This window comes from Vibrio sp. ER1A (assembly GCF_000733315.1).
GTDB classification, from domain to species: domain Bacteria; phylum Pseudomonadota; class Gammaproteobacteria; order Enterobacterales; family Vibrionaceae; genus Vibrio; species Vibrio mediterranei.
In genome coordinates, this window is the sequence record NZ_JPJA01000093.1 from 23081 (window position 1) to 35923 (window position 12843).

General features: G+C 46.1%; 17 protein-coding genes. 13 read left to right on the forward strand and 4 right to left on the reverse strand.

Annotation, left to right across the window (positions count from 1 at the left end; all coding sequences use genetic code 11):
* Position 1 precedes the first annotated feature (1 nt).
* From fliQ to HW45_RS21810, 4 genes are read right to left on the reverse strand one after another with little or no spacing between them, the layout of a single operon-like run.
* Positions 2 to 271 carry a flagellar biosynthesis protein FliQ gene (gene fliQ / locus HW45_RS21795; RefSeq protein WP_006074299.1) on the reverse strand — a complete coding sequence of 90 codons (270 nt, stop codon included), beginning with the start codon at positions 269 to 271 and terminating at the stop codon, positions 2 to 4.
* The gene (gene fliP, locus HW45_RS21800) at positions 268 to 1005 is read right to left on the reverse strand and encodes a flagellar type III secretion system pore protein FliP (RefSeq protein ID WP_038229737.1); all 738 of its coding nucleotides are present in this window, start codon (positions 1003 to 1005) and stop codon (positions 268 to 270) included. Before fliP ends, fliQ begins: the two co-directional genes overlap by 4 nt.
* 26 nt (positions 1006 to 1031) lie before the next feature.
* Positions 1032 to 1415, reverse strand: a complete 384-nt coding sequence (locus HW45_RS21805; RefSeq protein WP_051868279.1) for a FliM/FliN family flagellar motor switch protein — start codon at positions 1413 to 1415, stop codon at positions 1032 to 1034.
* A complete protein-coding gene (locus tag HW45_RS21810; RefSeq protein WP_038229740.1) occupies positions 1408 to 2175 on the reverse strand; it encodes a FliM/FliN family flagellar motor switch protein in 768 nt (255 codons plus the stop codon). Before HW45_RS21810 ends, HW45_RS21805 begins: the two co-directional genes overlap by 8 nt.
* A 170-nt stretch (positions 2176 to 2345) precedes the next feature.
* Between HW45_RS21810 and HW45_RS21815 the strand changes: the two genes are divergently transcribed.
* The 13 genes from HW45_RS21815 to HW45_RS21875 all read left to right on the forward strand — a co-directional run bounded on the left by HW45_RS21815 (position 2346) and on the right by HW45_RS21875 (position 12839).
* Complete coding sequence (locus HW45_RS21815; protein ID WP_038229742.1) at positions 2346 to 2693, forward strand: flagellar basal body protein; 348 nt, start codon at positions 2346 to 2348, stop codon at positions 2691 to 2693.
* 24 nt (positions 2694 to 2717) lie between these two features.
* On the forward strand, positions 2718 to 3146 hold the full coding sequence (gene flgC / locus HW45_RS21820) for a flagellar basal body rod protein FlgC (protein WP_006074304.1): 429 nt from the start codon (positions 2718 to 2720) through the stop codon (positions 3144 to 3146).
* Positions 3147 to 3191: 45 nt separating this feature from the next.
* A complete protein-coding gene (locus HW45_RS21825; protein WP_038229744.1) occupies positions 3192 to 3857 on the forward strand; it encodes a flagellar hook capping FlgD N-terminal domain-containing protein in 666 nt (221 codons plus the stop codon).
* A gap of 129 nt (positions 3858 to 3986) precedes the next feature.
* Positions 3987 to 5213 (forward strand): flagellar hook protein FlgE, encoded by a 1227-nt coding sequence (flgE, locus tag HW45_RS21830; protein WP_038229746.1) that lies wholly within the window; start codon positions 3987 to 3989, stop codon positions 5211 to 5213.
* A 4-nt stretch (positions 5214 to 5217) separates the two neighbouring features.
* Positions 5218 to 5952, forward strand: a complete 735-nt coding sequence (locus tag HW45_RS21835) for a flagellar basal body rod protein FlgF (protein WP_038229749.1) — start codon at positions 5218 to 5220, stop codon at positions 5950 to 5952.
* Positions 5953 to 5963: 11 nt separating this feature from the next.
* The gene (gene flgG, locus HW45_RS21840; protein WP_038229751.1) at positions 5964 to 6749 is read left to right on the forward strand and encodes a flagellar basal-body rod protein FlgG; all 786 of its coding nucleotides are present in this window, start codon (positions 5964 to 5966) and stop codon (positions 6747 to 6749) included.
* A gap of 129 nt (positions 6750 to 6878) precedes the next feature.
* Entirely contained in the window at positions 6879 to 7511 is a 633-nt protein-coding gene (flgH, locus tag HW45_RS21845) for a flagellar basal body L-ring protein FlgH (protein WP_051868310.1), read from the forward strand.
* The gene (locus HW45_RS21850; RefSeq protein ID WP_051868283.1) at positions 7511 to 8638 is read left to right on the forward strand and encodes a flagellar basal body P-ring protein FlgI; all 1128 of its coding nucleotides are present in this window, start codon (positions 7511 to 7513) and stop codon (positions 8636 to 8638) included. The genes flgH and HW45_RS21850 overlap by 1 nt, the downstream gene beginning before the upstream one ends.
* On the forward strand, positions 8638 to 9234 hold the full coding sequence (locus HW45_RS21855; protein WP_235225520.1) for a rod-binding protein: 597 nt from the start codon (positions 8638 to 8640) through the stop codon (positions 9232 to 9234). The genes HW45_RS21850 and HW45_RS21855 overlap by 1 nt, the downstream gene beginning before the upstream one ends.
* The gene (gene flgK, locus HW45_RS21860; RefSeq protein ID WP_038229753.1) at positions 9234 to 10613 is read left to right on the forward strand and encodes a flagellar hook-associated protein FlgK; all 1380 of its coding nucleotides are present in this window, start codon (positions 9234 to 9236) and stop codon (positions 10611 to 10613) included. Before HW45_RS21855 ends, flgK begins: the two co-directional genes overlap by 1 nt.
* 10 nt (positions 10614 to 10623) lie before the next feature.
* A complete protein-coding gene (flgL, locus tag HW45_RS21865; protein WP_038229755.1) occupies positions 10624 to 11508 on the forward strand; it encodes a flagellar hook-associated protein FlgL in 885 nt (294 codons plus the stop codon).
* A gap of 8 nt (positions 11509 to 11516) precedes the next feature.
* Positions 11517 to 12434, forward strand: a complete 918-nt coding sequence (locus HW45_RS21870; protein WP_038229757.1) for an OmpA family protein — start codon at positions 11517 to 11519, stop codon at positions 12432 to 12434.
* Between the two features lie 21 nt (positions 12435 to 12455).
* Positions 12456 to 12839 (forward strand): flagellar hook-basal body complex protein FliE, encoded by a 384-nt coding sequence (locus HW45_RS21875; protein ID WP_038229759.1) that lies wholly within the window; start codon positions 12456 to 12458, stop codon positions 12837 to 12839.
* Positions 12840 to 12843 lie beyond the last annotated feature (4 nt).

Below are 12843 nucleotides of genomic sequence, written 5' to 3' on the forward strand. Positions count from 1 at the left end.
ATTACCCAACTTTGGTCGGAATCGCATCAAAGATAAACAGAAATAGGTCACTGATTTCCTGTAGCAGCCAATGCCCCGCCAAAATGATGGACAGTAAGGTCACTAGAAGCCTTGGAAGAAAACTCAGCGTCTGTTCGTTGACTTGGGTAACAGCTTGGAAGATGGCTACCACTAAGCCGACGATAAGGCTGGGCACAATCAGCACAGAGACCATCAGGATGATGACCCATATGGCTTGACTGACCAGCGTGACGGCTTCTTCTGGGCTCATCCGCTAATCCAAAAACTATTGGCAAGGCTACCCATCAGCAAGCCCCACCCGTCAACAATGACAAATACTAAGAGCTTAAAGGGTAAGGAAACAATGAGTGGCGAAAGCATCATCATACCCATGGACATCAGTACAGATGCGACAACGAGATCGATCACTAAAAACGGCAGAAACAGCATGAAACCAATTTGAAACGCTACTTTTAACTCACTCAATAAATAAGCGGGCAGTAATATTAAGAAGGGGATTTCTTCATCTGAGGCGAGGGTTTTCTCTCCAGCTATTTTCGTCACTTGCTCGAGCGCTTTGCGCTGGGTTTGGTCCAACATATAACGGCGCAGCGGTTTTTCTGCCGAGGCTAAGGCCTCCATTAGAGTAATATCGTCGGTGGAATAAGGAACATAAGCCGTGTCGTATATCTTGGTCCAGACAGGGCGCATAATCAGCAAAGTAAAGATAAGTGCAATACCAATTAAAACCTGATTAGGAGGCGTTTGCTGTAATCCTAAGGCTTGGCGTAAGATCGCTAACACAATAACGATTCTTGTGAAACTGGTGCACATGATGACAAACGCTGGCACAAAACTCAGCATCGTCATCAAAATCAGAATTTGCAGCTTAACGCTGTATTCAGTCCCTTCGGATGTGTTGGTTTCACTTAATATAGTCAGCTCCTCTGCTTGCGCAGGAGAGAACCAAAAAGTAAGCACCATCAGTAAAATTCGTATTGGCATTGTCGTCCTTGAGCTCGCCCAAACAGCTACTTGCTAGGTTTTTTTATAATGCTCAACAACCTAACGCCATATTGACCATTCTTTGAGACGATTTCACCAGTACCAAATGCAGTACCATTGATTTTTATATCGACCGGGTCACCTTCGTGTTTCTCTAGCATGACTACGCTGCCGGCTTTTAAATTAAGCAGCTCGTCTAGGATTAACGTTTTACGAGCAACTTCTACCGTGATGTCGACAGGAATGCTTTTCAGTAGAGAGACATTGCTGACATCATTTTGCTCAGCTTCGAATTCAATATCGTCTGCAAGGTCGTCCAAATCCAAATCGTCTAGATCTGGTAACTCTTCATGCAAGTTGAGGTCGCTCATTGAATTGTCAATGGGCGGAGTTTGTTTATCACTAGCCATCGATTTCTACTCCTAACTCAGAGTTAATAGATTGAAGTTTGCCAAAAAAAGTTGGGTGCCCATTTACTTTGACCGTTAAGTTTTTACATAAGGTCATAGGCATAAAATCACCGGGTTGCAGTTTAGACAACTCGTGTAACGTGCACTGTCCGTGGAGCATTACACACCCCAGTTCAACCGGTTGATATCGCAAATTGTTTAAGATTTCCTCTCTATCGAAAGTTTCGTTACTTTCCATCATGTCGCGTAGCTTCTTAACGTATCTGTCATCCAACATAAACGTGATGTCAATTTGTTGATCATCGAAACTGAAGGTGATGGTAGTACCAATGTCCGAAGGCTGATGATCTGTATGCTCAACAGCGTAATGGCTGGCATCAGCGGTAAGGGTGTTAGTGATCGCCATAGTGAGTTTTTGAAACAATCTCAAGTGGGTTTGAGTGAGAGTTGTGTCACTACTGTTTCTCTTCGATTTTCGGGTAGGTGAAGGAGTATTCAAGTGTTTGTATAGCAGAATATCGGCAGCTTGTGGCTCGATAAAGAAAAAAACATGACCGAAATCTTCGATGTTTAGCACTGTTTTGATGCTATTTTTAGGTGGTTTGTGTGCCTCTGAAAAACTGGCTTTAACGTGTCGACAAGAGAAGTTAAATTTAAAAATATCAACAACCTCATTAGAGAAATGTCCGGCGTGTTTGAGCAGGAATTTACGCATCTTAATACTCGGGTTGCCGAATTCGGTTAACGAACATTTTTTCATGTCAAGTCCCAATAATTACTATTTGTGAGCGTTCTCAAATTTGACACGCTAATTATTCCTAACTATAGGTTATAGCATTCTCATTTCAACTTGGGTTGAGTGAGAAATACACAAAACTATAACGACCTATTTTGCTTTTAATTTGGGTCGATGATGGATGAGGCTAGGGCATGATTCACTTAGACGATGCATTTGGGGTTCACCCCAAGATAGTGCAGTTTCGTTTGGACAGAGCAGCGGTATTAAGCTCGAATATTGCCAATGTGGACACCCCAAATTACAAGGCAATGGATCTCAAGTTTGATGCAGTATTGAGTGGTATTGGTAACAGCAAAGATTGGTATATCGATACCTCAGCACAATATCGGATTCCAGTGCAAAGAACGCGAGATGGCAATACCGTTGAGCTCGAAAATGAACAGGCAAGATTCGCCAAAAATGTGATGGACTATCACCAAAGCTTGGCATTTTTGCAGTCGAAAATTAACGGTATCAAAACGGCCATCAAGGGCCAGTAAGTGAATTGATTAGGTAGGGACACCATGTCATTCTTAGGTATCTATGAAACGGCGGGCTCGGCAATGAGTGCTCAGACCGTCAGGCTTAACACTATCTCCAGTAACTTGGCGAACGCCGATTCTGTTTCTGGTGACCCTTCAAAAGTTTATAAACCACTCAAACCGATATTTTCAGCGGTTTATAACCATTTCAATGCACAAGAAACCCAACATCAAGGCGTGGTACCAATTCGTATCGCCGACGTTGTTGAAGTGTCCTCGATGATGGAGGGGCGCTATGAACCAAACAATCCTCTGTCAAATGACGAAGGTTATGTTTACTACTCAGGAATCAATGTCGTCAATGAGATGGCAGATATGATCTCGGCGACTCGTAGCTTCGAAGCCAGTGTCGAAGTGCTTGGTAACGTCAAGTCTATGCAGCAATCACTAATGGGACTGTGGCGCAGTTAGCAGTGCCCTGCTATTGCGAATCAGTGATTTCTAAGGAACGTACCTATGACGACTATATCCGGAGCGGCGCAGGTCAATAATATTGAGTCTGCTTCAACATTGCCCCCTCAAGAAAACCCGAACAGTGCAGGGGCGTTAAAGAATGAATTCATCACCTTGATGGTGGCGCAGATTGAAAACCAAGATCCGTTGAACCCGACTGATGGGACGGAATACGTTGCGCAGTTGGCACAGTTTTCTCAAGTTGAGAGCACAGAGAACTTAGTTCAGCTGATGCAAAACAACACTACGATGCTCGATAACTTGCAAGTTCTGAGTACTGCAGCCTTGGTGGACAAAACAGTCACCGTCAAAAGTGACCAACTGTCAGCATCGGGTGAGGGAACACACACAGGTTATGTTCAACTGCAGGCCGCTTCCAATACTGTGACTGTCGAGTTAGTGAATCATCTTGGGCAAGTGAAAACTGTTGCGTTAGGCCCCAATAGCGCAGGGCGTGTTGATTTTGCTTTTGATGCCAAAGCGATGGGGCTGAATGGCTCGTACCAAATGAACGTGATATTGGACAGTGGACAAAATTACCAGCCAGCGATTTATCAGCATGGCAAGGTTGAACAGGTGACAACACCGCTTGTAGGTGGAACAAGTCACCTGCAAGTGCAAGGAGTGGGTATGGTGGCGTTTTACGACGTGGCAGCCTTCTCTAATTAAGTTGTATTTTCGCAAGTATTTTTGGTCTTTGACCTTTTTTAAGTTTTTGTAAGTAAGATGACGGCTGTCGTTCTCCGCTAACCAGAGAGTTAGCGGAGATAGCCTCTTTTGAATGAAGAGGATGACATTATGAGCTTTAGTATTGCACTGAGTGGGCTAAATGCCTCTAACTCAGAGCTCAACACTATTTCCAATAATATTGCTAATGTTTCAACAACAGGCTTTAAGGAGTCGAGAACCGAATTTGCGTCGGTTTACAGTGGGAGTGAAGCTGGTGGCGTTGAAGTAGTCGGTGTGTCGCAAAACTTTGAGAAAAGTGGCACAGTAACGGGCACTGGGCGTTCACTTGACATGGCTTTAAGTGGCAATGGGTTCTTCGTTTTAGAAGACAGCAAAGGGCAAACTCTCTATACCCGCTCGGGTATTTTCAATATGAATGCCGATGGTGTTATTACCGCCAATAGCGGTGCCGCGCTGCAAGGTTACTCGGTGGATGGTAATAATAATCTGCTCTTGGGTTCGGTTGGCACAGTACAAATCAGTACGGCTTCATTGCAAGCAAGAGAGACTGACAGCATCGAGTTTGTGGCTAATTTAGATGCGCGAGAGCAAGTCCCTGCTGCGGCATTTGATTACAGCGATTCTTCTACCTACAACCACTCTTACACTACCCCAGTTTATGACTCGTTGGGCAATCCACACACAGTAAGTCAGTACTTTGTGAAAGGAGCTTCCAATGACTGGGATGTCCACGTCTTAGTGGACGGTCAAGCAATAGATGGGACTGATGCTCTGGTTCCGGCTGGCTCTCCAACCACCACCGATAGTGCTAACTTTACCTTTAACGCAGATGGAACCATTGCATCTGGGGGGAACTATAGTGTGAGTTTTGACCCCGCTAATGGCGCAAACGGTGTGACAGTCAATATAGATTTATCGTCGGTTACTCAGTTTGGTAGTGACTTTGTGGTGTCCAAAAATAGCCCTAATGGCTATACCTCTGGTGATTATGCCAGTGTTCGAATGGAGAATGATGGACGTATTTTTGCCACCTACACCAATGGACAATCTCAACTACAAGGGCAAGTAGTACTCGCTGACTTTGCGGCTCCTCAAAACCTGATTAAAACCAGTGATACTGCATGGCTACAAAGCTTTAGTTCCGGAACTCCAGTTTTAGGTACAGCAGGCAGTGGCGTATTCGGTGATTTAACATCAGGGGCTTTGGAAGGCTCGAATGTGGATCTGACTTCTGAGTTGGTGGCTCTAATGACCGCACAGCGTAACTATCAAGCCAACACCAAATCTATCTCAACCTCAGATCAGTTAACACAAGCGCTATTCAACGTGGTGTAGGACTATGAATCCAATACTGTTTAGTGCAGCGAAAGGTGCTGAGCGAACCATGCTCGCTCAGCACGTTCGCGCCAACAACCTCTCTCATGCCGACACGGTCGGGTTTAAGGCCCTGATGGAACACTCCTCACCAATGCGTTTGGAAGGCTCAGGGTTTTTGACTTCCGTGACTTCTAGAACCAACTCGTCAATTAATAACTTTGCGCAAGGTGAAGATATTCGCACCGAGCGCCCTTTGGATGTCTCTATTAATGGCGATGGGTTTATTACCTTAGAAGGCTTGGATGGCGAACCGAATGAACTGTATACCCGAGCGGGAAATTTTCGATTGGATGGCAATGGTCAGCTTTATCTTGGTGAGCGCCGTGTTATGTCGGTCGAAGGCCCTATGGTTCTGCCCGATTTTGAGTTTATTACCGTCAGTGCAAATGGCCTGATTTCAGTGACTCCAATTGGTGGAGAAGCCTCGGTCGAAGTAGGTGCGCTCAAGTTAGTCAAGCCTGAATACGATGAAATGACCATGCATGCCAGCGGCCACTTTGTTCCTAAAGGAGGCGGCGTGTTAGCTGAAGACTTTACGGTTCAAGTACGTTCCGGGTATCTAGAGGCGAGTAACGTATCAAGCCTCGAAGAGCTGGTCAGCATTATGTCACTCACTCGACAATACGAAATGCAAATTGAAGTCATGGCGTCGGCCGATGAAATCGCTCAGATAGGGAATAAGCTGCTTAAAGCCTAAGGAAGAAAATTATGCACAGTGCTTTATGGATATCCAAAACAGGGATGGCTGCACAAGATGCGAAAATGACCGCCATTTCTAACAACCTAGCCAATATCAATACGGTCGGTTTTAAGCGAGATCGTGTGGTATTCGAAGACCTGTTTTACAGCGTCGATAAGCAGGCGGGTACAGAAACCACCGAGCTGAATGAACATCCCACAGGTATTCAGTTAGGAAATGGCGTTCGCGTAGTGGGGACAGAAAAAGTTTTTACTCAGGGAAGTGTTCAAAACACCAACCAACAATTTGACTTAGCCATACTTGGTGATGGTTTTTTCCAAATAGAGAACTCGGATGGCGAGCTTCTTTACACGCGAAATGGACAATTTCAAACCAATTCAGATGGACAGTTGGTCAATACACAAGGCTACCCACTCATCCCTGAAATTGTCATTCCGCCAGAAGCTACGTTAGTGAGTATTACTGCTGATGGCGTAGCAACCGCAACGATTCCGGGGCAAGTAAATCCAGAGGCGTTAGGCCAAATTACTATAGTGAAATTCATGAACCCAGCGGGACTCGCTGCGCAAGGCGGCAACTTGTTTGCTGAAACGGAAGGCTCTGGGGAAGCGGTAGAGCTAGTAGCAGGAACCGAGGGGTCAGGGCAATTAAAGCAAGGCGCACTTGAGGGCTCTAATGTGCAAGTGGTGGAGGAAATGGTCGACATGATTGCTACTCAGCGAGCTTATGAAATGAGCGCAAAAATGGTCAGTGCAGCCGATGAAATGCTGCAATACATAGCTCAGCAGTCATAGCGCCAAGGCGAGTCAGGCATGAAGGAAGCTGAGATGGAAAAGCAAAAAGCGAATAAAGCGGGGCTTGCAAAGTCTCATGCGATTGGTGTGCTTTATTACATCGCAGTAGTCGCACTTCTGGTCGTGAATATGATTGGTTGCGCAGGTCGCCAGGATGAATTTATCCCACCGTCTCCTAATGATGAAGCGTATGCTCCGCCGGAGCTAGACTATCAGGTCACTCGAGTTAGCAAGGGCAGTTTGTATACCGGAACGACGGCCATGACTTTGTTTCAAGACCGCCGCGCTTATCGAGTGGGAGATATCCTTACCGTAGTGCTTGATGAGAAAACAGAATCTGATAAAAGTGCTTCGACTCAATATGGTAAAGATTCCAGCGCGACGATTGCTGCGCCGACTCTTGGCACGACGACCTACGCTGAAGGCAGCGCCGCTCTTGATGCAACACGAGATTTTGATGGTGCCGCTGCATCTACACAGGGTAATAGCTTATCAGGCTCTATTACGGTGACAGTATATGATGTACTGCCTAACGGCGTGCTCAGAGTTCGAGGGGAGAAATGGCTGAAACTCAATCAAGGCGATGAATACATCCGACTGACGGGGAATGTGCGAGTTGATGACATTCAAGCCGACAATACACTTTCTTCTCAACGTATTGCAGACGCGCGTATCACATATGCAGGCAGAGGCACTTTTGCCGATACTAATACCGCTGGCTGGCTGACTCAATTCTTTAATTCACCTTGGATGCCGTTTTAATGATGACGTTGAAATGGCGTTACCTCATCCATTTGTTGTTGCCTTTGTGGCTACTTAGTTGGGCACCATCAGCTTTGGCCGCAAGAGCGATTGCTGAAGTAGCGGAGGTCTACGGCGACAGACAAAACCAACTGATTGGATATGGCTTGGTGGTTGGGCTAGATGGTTCCGGCGATAAATCGCAAGTGAAGTTCACCCAGCAGTCTGTGGTGAATATGATCAAACAGTTTGGCGTGCAACTTGACGACAGCACTAACCCTAAACTGAAAAACGTTGCCGCAGTGAGTGTTACTGCCGCGGTCGAGCCACATCAAGGAGCGGGTCAAACCCTGACCGTAACGGTGTCTTCGTTAGGGGATGCCAAAAGCCTGCGCGGTGGGACTTTGTTACTTACTCCACTTCGAGGTATTGATGGTGAAGTTTATGCGGTGGCTCAAGGTAGCTTGGTAGTTGGCGGGTTTAATGCTACGGGTGAAAACGGCACCAGCGTGACTCGAAATACCCCGACCGTTGGCCGCATACCCAATGGTGCGACCTTAGAACGAGAAATCTCAACCGGTATTGACCGGGATCCGACGATTCGTTTGCAGCTCAAACAGCCTAATTACGAAACTGCACTGAACATTTCCAAAGCGATCAATCAGACATTTGGTGGGCAAGTTGCGAAGGCGCTCAATAAAGGCCAAGTTGAAGTATCCGCACCTATTGATAGCGAAGACAGAGTGATGTTTGTTGCGATGATTCAAGAGTTGCAAGTCGAAGAAGGTCGTCGTTTGCCTAAGGTGGTGTTCAACTCGCGAACAGGCACTGTAGTGATCAGCCAGAATGTGACGGTTTCCGAGGCGGCGGTAAGCCAAGGTGGAATTACCGTGACAATTTTAGAATCCGAGTCGGTGTCACAGCCGGGAGGTGCGTTCAATACTGCGGGTGAAACAGCCATTGTCCAAAATACTCAAATCAGCGTCGATGAAGATGACGGTACAACGATGGTGTGGCCTCGTGGTACCAATCTGCAAGAAATCGTCGATGCGATTAATAATATTGGCGCTACTCCAGAAGCGTTGATGCAAATCTTACAAGCGCTGGATGAAGTAGGTGCTATCAACGGTGATTTGGTGGTGATCTAATGCTTGATTCAAACGCACTGACTTTAATAACCCAATTACCTAGCCAAGTTCCTTTCACAGTAAAGCAGCGTTGTGAAATTAAGCCTGGGATAGAGAACGTTGCATCCACCAAAGCTGACGTATCCGTAGTGGCGTCGTCATTACATTCGCCGAGCCCTGCACAAGCGCAAACCGCGAGTTTTGAAACCTTGATGGTTGAAAGTTCGCAACGAGCAGGACTGGCAACTTTCTCTGAACAACGTTCGGTTCCTGCTCATATGCAGGCGAGCCAACATGTCGCGAATTTCTATTTAGACAATCATGCCTTAGCCCGAATGAAACACGATAATTCTGGGGCGGGATTGCTGGCCGCTTCGCAGCAATTTGAGGCGTTATTTCTGCAACAAATGCTCACTCGTATGCGCTCTGCTAGCGAGGCTATGAGTGATGAAAACAATCCGCTGTCCATGAAATCGGATGGCATGTTTCAAGGAATGCTCGATGCCCAGTTGGCGCAGCGTATTAGCCGCCAATCCTCATTTGGGCTCGCCGAGATGATATTCAAGCAATTGTCATCGCAAGTTCCCAACCGTCCTCTAGATAAGGAGAGTAAATAATGGGAATGGTCAATATTGGACTCAGTGGTGTACTTGCCAATCGTGTGGCGTTAAACACGACGGCGCAAAATACCGCCAACGTGAATACACCGGGTTATAGTCGTCAGATAGTCAGTTTAGAAGCAACATCGTCTGGAAATTTCGTCAACGGGATCAATTTGGGGGCGGGTGTTGAAGTGGGCGATATTATTCGGATTGCAGAGCAGTCTTCCATTAATCGTTTACGCGAAGCTACCGAATCGGCGCAATATTCACAAAGCTATTTTGACGGTTTATCTAATATTGAAAATCTGTTGGGTGCTGACGGTTTGAGTTTAACGCAGGGTCTGAATGGTTTTTTTGCCGCGATTGATGAAGCCAGTGTGACTCCAGAGAACATCGCATTTAGACAACAAGTGCTAACTAACGCAGATGCGTTAGCACAGCAATTCAACTCAGTTTCAGCTCAACTTAGTCAGCAAGGGGCGGCGCAAAGCGAACGATACGGAGCCATCGTTTCTCATGTAAACAGCCAACTTGAAAGTATCGCAGCTCTAAATCAAAAACTTCAAGAAGACGCACTGCTCGGTAAAGGTGTAGCAGGACTACAAGATGAGATGGACAAGCAGCTTAACGAGCTCTCAAAGTCGCTGGATGTGCAAGTGATATACACCGCGGGAGGCGTTGAGTTATCCACGCCTAATGGACAGCCGCTAGTTATTGGTGGTTTTTCGGCTTCACTAACTCGCGACTTTTCGAGTGGTGACCCTTACAGCACCGATCTTTCAATTACTTTCCAGTCAATGACGACTGCGGTTGATGACTCGCTAGGTGGAGAACTTGGTGCGCTAGAAGCCTTAAAGCTGAGCCAATACGAGCCGATTAAAGCGACGTTGGCCGATCTCGCAAAAGGGCTCGCTGACGGGGTCAATAATGCCTTAAATACGGGCTTTGATCTTAATGGAGTCGCTGGGCAAAGCTTGTTTACTTACACGACGGGGAGTGAGGCGCACTCGCTTGCCATCGACCCTGCGATTAGCGCACAAGAGCTTGCGTTCTCTTCTAGTGCAACGCTTTCCGGAAACGGTGATGTTCTCAAAGATCTTTCCATGCTATCTCAAACACCGTTAACCAATGGGTCGGTTGTTGGTAAAACGCCCTATAGCGCTTATTCGGGGTTGTTGGGAGACATCGGTATTTTTACCCGACAAGCTGAAAGTGAAGCGACAGCAGCACAAATTAGCGTGGAAGATGCGCAAGTCGCCAGAGATAGTGTCAGCGCGGTGAACTCGGATGAAGAAGCTGCGAACATGTTGCTTTATCTCAATGCCTATGAGGCAAATATGAAAGTGATAAGTACGGCCAATCAAATGTTTCAGACCTTGTTAAAAGCGTTTTAGGAGAGCAGTGATGCGAGTAACGGACTCACAATTTAATGCGGTTATGCAGCGTTCGCTAATGGATAACAACATTCGTCTTAATAAAGTGTTTGAGCAGATGTCGACTGGGTTGAAGCTTAACCATCTCTCCGATGACCCGATTGCGGCGGTGCGCCTTGAAGGACTAAAAAAGACGGTCTCTGATAATCAGCAATACCAGCGCAATATTGAGAATGTGCAGTCTCAGTTGACGCGCTATGAAACCAATGTGAATACGTTAGAAGAGCTGTCCCAACAAGTCAATGAGCTACTACTTCAAGGTAAGAATGGTACGTTGGATGCACAAAGTCGTGCTGGGATAGTGTTAGAGCTGAAATCGCTGAAAACAGAGATGCTCACCACGTTAAATCAAGCGAATGAAGGAAGCTATTTGTTTTCAGGTACAGACATAACAAACCAAGCCATATCGACAACACCGCCTTATACCTTAAACAGTAATTCAGATTATCGTGAAACCAAAGTTGGCGATGACCAATATGTGCCAAGCAATCTAACTATAACGGATATTATCGGCACCAACGCTATTTTTACTGATTTGGACAATGCAATCGCCGAGTTGGAAGTTCCGACAGCTGGGTTTACGGCAGCATTAGATAGTGCGCTCGATACTAATCAAGCTCTGCATCAGAACTTGTTAGTGTCTTTGACCGATATTGGTAGCCAATATAACGCCTTGGATAGACTCAAAGAAACCAGCATTGATATGGTTTTTTTTGCTGAAACGGTGCGCTCAGAACTTGAGGAGTTGGATTATGCAGAAGCTTCGGTGGAACTTAACCAAGGTATGATTGCTCTAGAAGCCACGCAAAAAACCTTTGCGCGCGTCGCCGGCATTTCTCTGTTTGATTTGATATGAGAAGCGATATGGCTAAACCTCGTCATACAAAATTACCGAATTGGTTCGGGGCTCGACTACTGTCTATGTCTGGGGCCTTGTACCTAATTCGTTTGATGATGGTTAGCCTGATAGTAGCTAACGTGATGATGCCTACACAGGCTCTCGCTCAGCGTTATATTGTTCCGTTTGATAGTGTGCAATGGCAATTTAATCAATCTGTTGACCAATGTGTCTTGCAATCTTTCGACCCTCATACCGGTTTTTCGGTACAGTTTGTTCTACTGGCTGCCAACCCTTTAAAAATCAAAGTGGAGAAACGTGGCGTACGCTCACTCCCTTCTTCCACTTCGTTTAACACCACTGAGCCAGTCTGGGGTATTTCTAAATCCTATACCACAACCACCATTGAAAAGATCCAACAACAAGGTTCCGCTTTAGTCACGGCAGATGGTGCGACGCTGCTATTAGAAGACATGGCTAGTGGAGCCTGGTTCAACATTAATGCTATGGATTTTGATATCTATTTCCCGACCACGAATTTCAGACCCGCACTGGATGAATTTAACCATTGCCGCTTTGGTTTGCCTCCCGTGAACTTTCAACATGCACGTCGCGTTGAACTGCATTTTCAGAGTGGTGCTGTGGCCTTAACGGAACTGCAAAAACGTACCATTGATGACATAAGTTCTCTGGTAAAACGTGACCCTAAAATCGTTAAGATTTTGATAGATGGTTATACCGATAATTCAGGGGATTCCGTGGCTAATCTGCAAATTTCAAAGCAGCGTGGGTCAGATGTGGCACAGTGGTTCGTTGAAAATGGGGTGTCGAAAAAGATGATAGAGATACGCGGACATGGGGACCGTTACCCTAAATATGACAACACCACTGAAGAAGGTCGTGACAAAAATCGTCGCGTAGAAATTCGATTGGTACGTAAGTGATGCTGCGATGGAGAGCGAGTAATGGAAAAAATCAGCGCAATGCAATTACAACAAGAGCTAATTGGCAAAATGCACAATCAGCAACAAATCGCGACCAATCCATTTTCCAATCAAACGGTGGTATCGGCAGCGGTAAAGGGCATTATTCATGACAATACCCAAGTCAACCCAGTTTCAGAGAGTGCATTGCAGTTCAGCCACGCTTTTAAAGGGATCCTGGATACGGTGGACAAATACCAAGCTCACGCGTCTGACAAGATAACTGCCGTAGAATTAGGTAAAAGTGATGACCTTTTAGGCGCAACTGTCGCGTCGCAAAAAGCGCAATTGTCCTTTAACGCATTGATGCAAGTGCGAAACAAAATGGTGTCGAACTTCCAAGACATCATAAAAATGCCCATTTAGGCTA

Excerpts from the sequence above, each read along its gene's own strand:
- HW45_RS21815 (WP_038229742.1), top strand. The coding sequence starts at position 2,346 with ATGATTCACTTAGACGATGCATTTGGGGTTCACCCCAAGATAGTGCAG.
- HW45_RS21825 (WP_038229744.1), top strand. The coding sequence starts at position 3,192 with ATGACGACTATATCCGGAGCGGCGCAGGTCAATAATATTGAGTCTGCT.
- fliP (WP_038229737.1), bottom strand. The coding sequence starts at position 1,005 with ATGCCAATACGAATTTTACTGATGGTGCTTACTTTTTGGTTCTCTCCT.
- flgC (WP_006074304.1), top strand. The coding sequence starts at position 2,718 with ATGTCATTCTTAGGTATCTATGAAACGGCGGGCTCGGCAATGAGTGCT.
- HW45_RS21805 (WP_051868279.1), bottom strand. The coding sequence starts at position 1,415 with ATGGCTAGTGATAAACAAACTCCGCCCATTGACAATTCAATGAGCGAC.
- flgH (WP_051868310.1), top strand. The coding sequence starts at position 6,879 with ATGATTGGTTGCGCAGGTCGCCAGGATGAATTTATCCCACCGTCTCCT.
- HW45_RS21850 (WP_051868283.1), top strand. The coding sequence starts at position 7,511 with ATGATGACGTTGAAATGGCGTTACCTCATCCATTTGTTGTTGCCTTTG.
- HW45_RS21855 (WP_235225520.1), top strand. The coding sequence starts at position 8,638 with ATGCTTGATTCAAACGCACTGACTTTAATAACCCAATTACCTAGCCAA.
- flgK (WP_038229753.1), top strand. The coding sequence starts at position 9,234 with ATGGGAATGGTCAATATTGGACTCAGTGGTGTACTTGCCAATCGTGTG.
- fliQ (WP_006074299.1), bottom strand. The coding sequence starts at position 271 with ATGAGCCCAGAAGAAGCCGTCACGCTGGTCAGTCAAGCCATATGGGTC.
- flgE (WP_038229746.1), top strand. The coding sequence starts at position 3,987 with ATGAGCTTTAGTATTGCACTGAGTGGGCTAAATGCCTCTAACTCAGAG.
- HW45_RS21875 (WP_038229759.1), top strand. The coding sequence starts at position 12,456 with ATGGAAAAAATCAGCGCAATGCAATTACAACAAGAGCTAATTGGCAAA.
- flgL (WP_038229755.1), top strand. The coding sequence starts at position 10,624 with ATGCGAGTAACGGACTCACAATTTAATGCGGTTATGCAGCGTTCGCTA.
- HW45_RS21835 (WP_038229749.1), top strand. The coding sequence starts at position 5,218 with ATGAATCCAATACTGTTTAGTGCAGCGAAAGGTGCTGAGCGAACCATG.
- flgG (WP_038229751.1), top strand. The coding sequence starts at position 5,964 with ATGCACAGTGCTTTATGGATATCCAAAACAGGGATGGCTGCACAAGAT.
- HW45_RS21870 (WP_038229757.1), top strand. The coding sequence starts at position 11,517 with ATGGCTAAACCTCGTCATACAAAATTACCGAATTGGTTCGGGGCTCGA.
- HW45_RS21810 (WP_038229740.1), bottom strand. The coding sequence starts at position 2,175 with ATGAAAAAATGTTCGTTAACCGAATTCGGCAACCCGAGTATTAAGATG.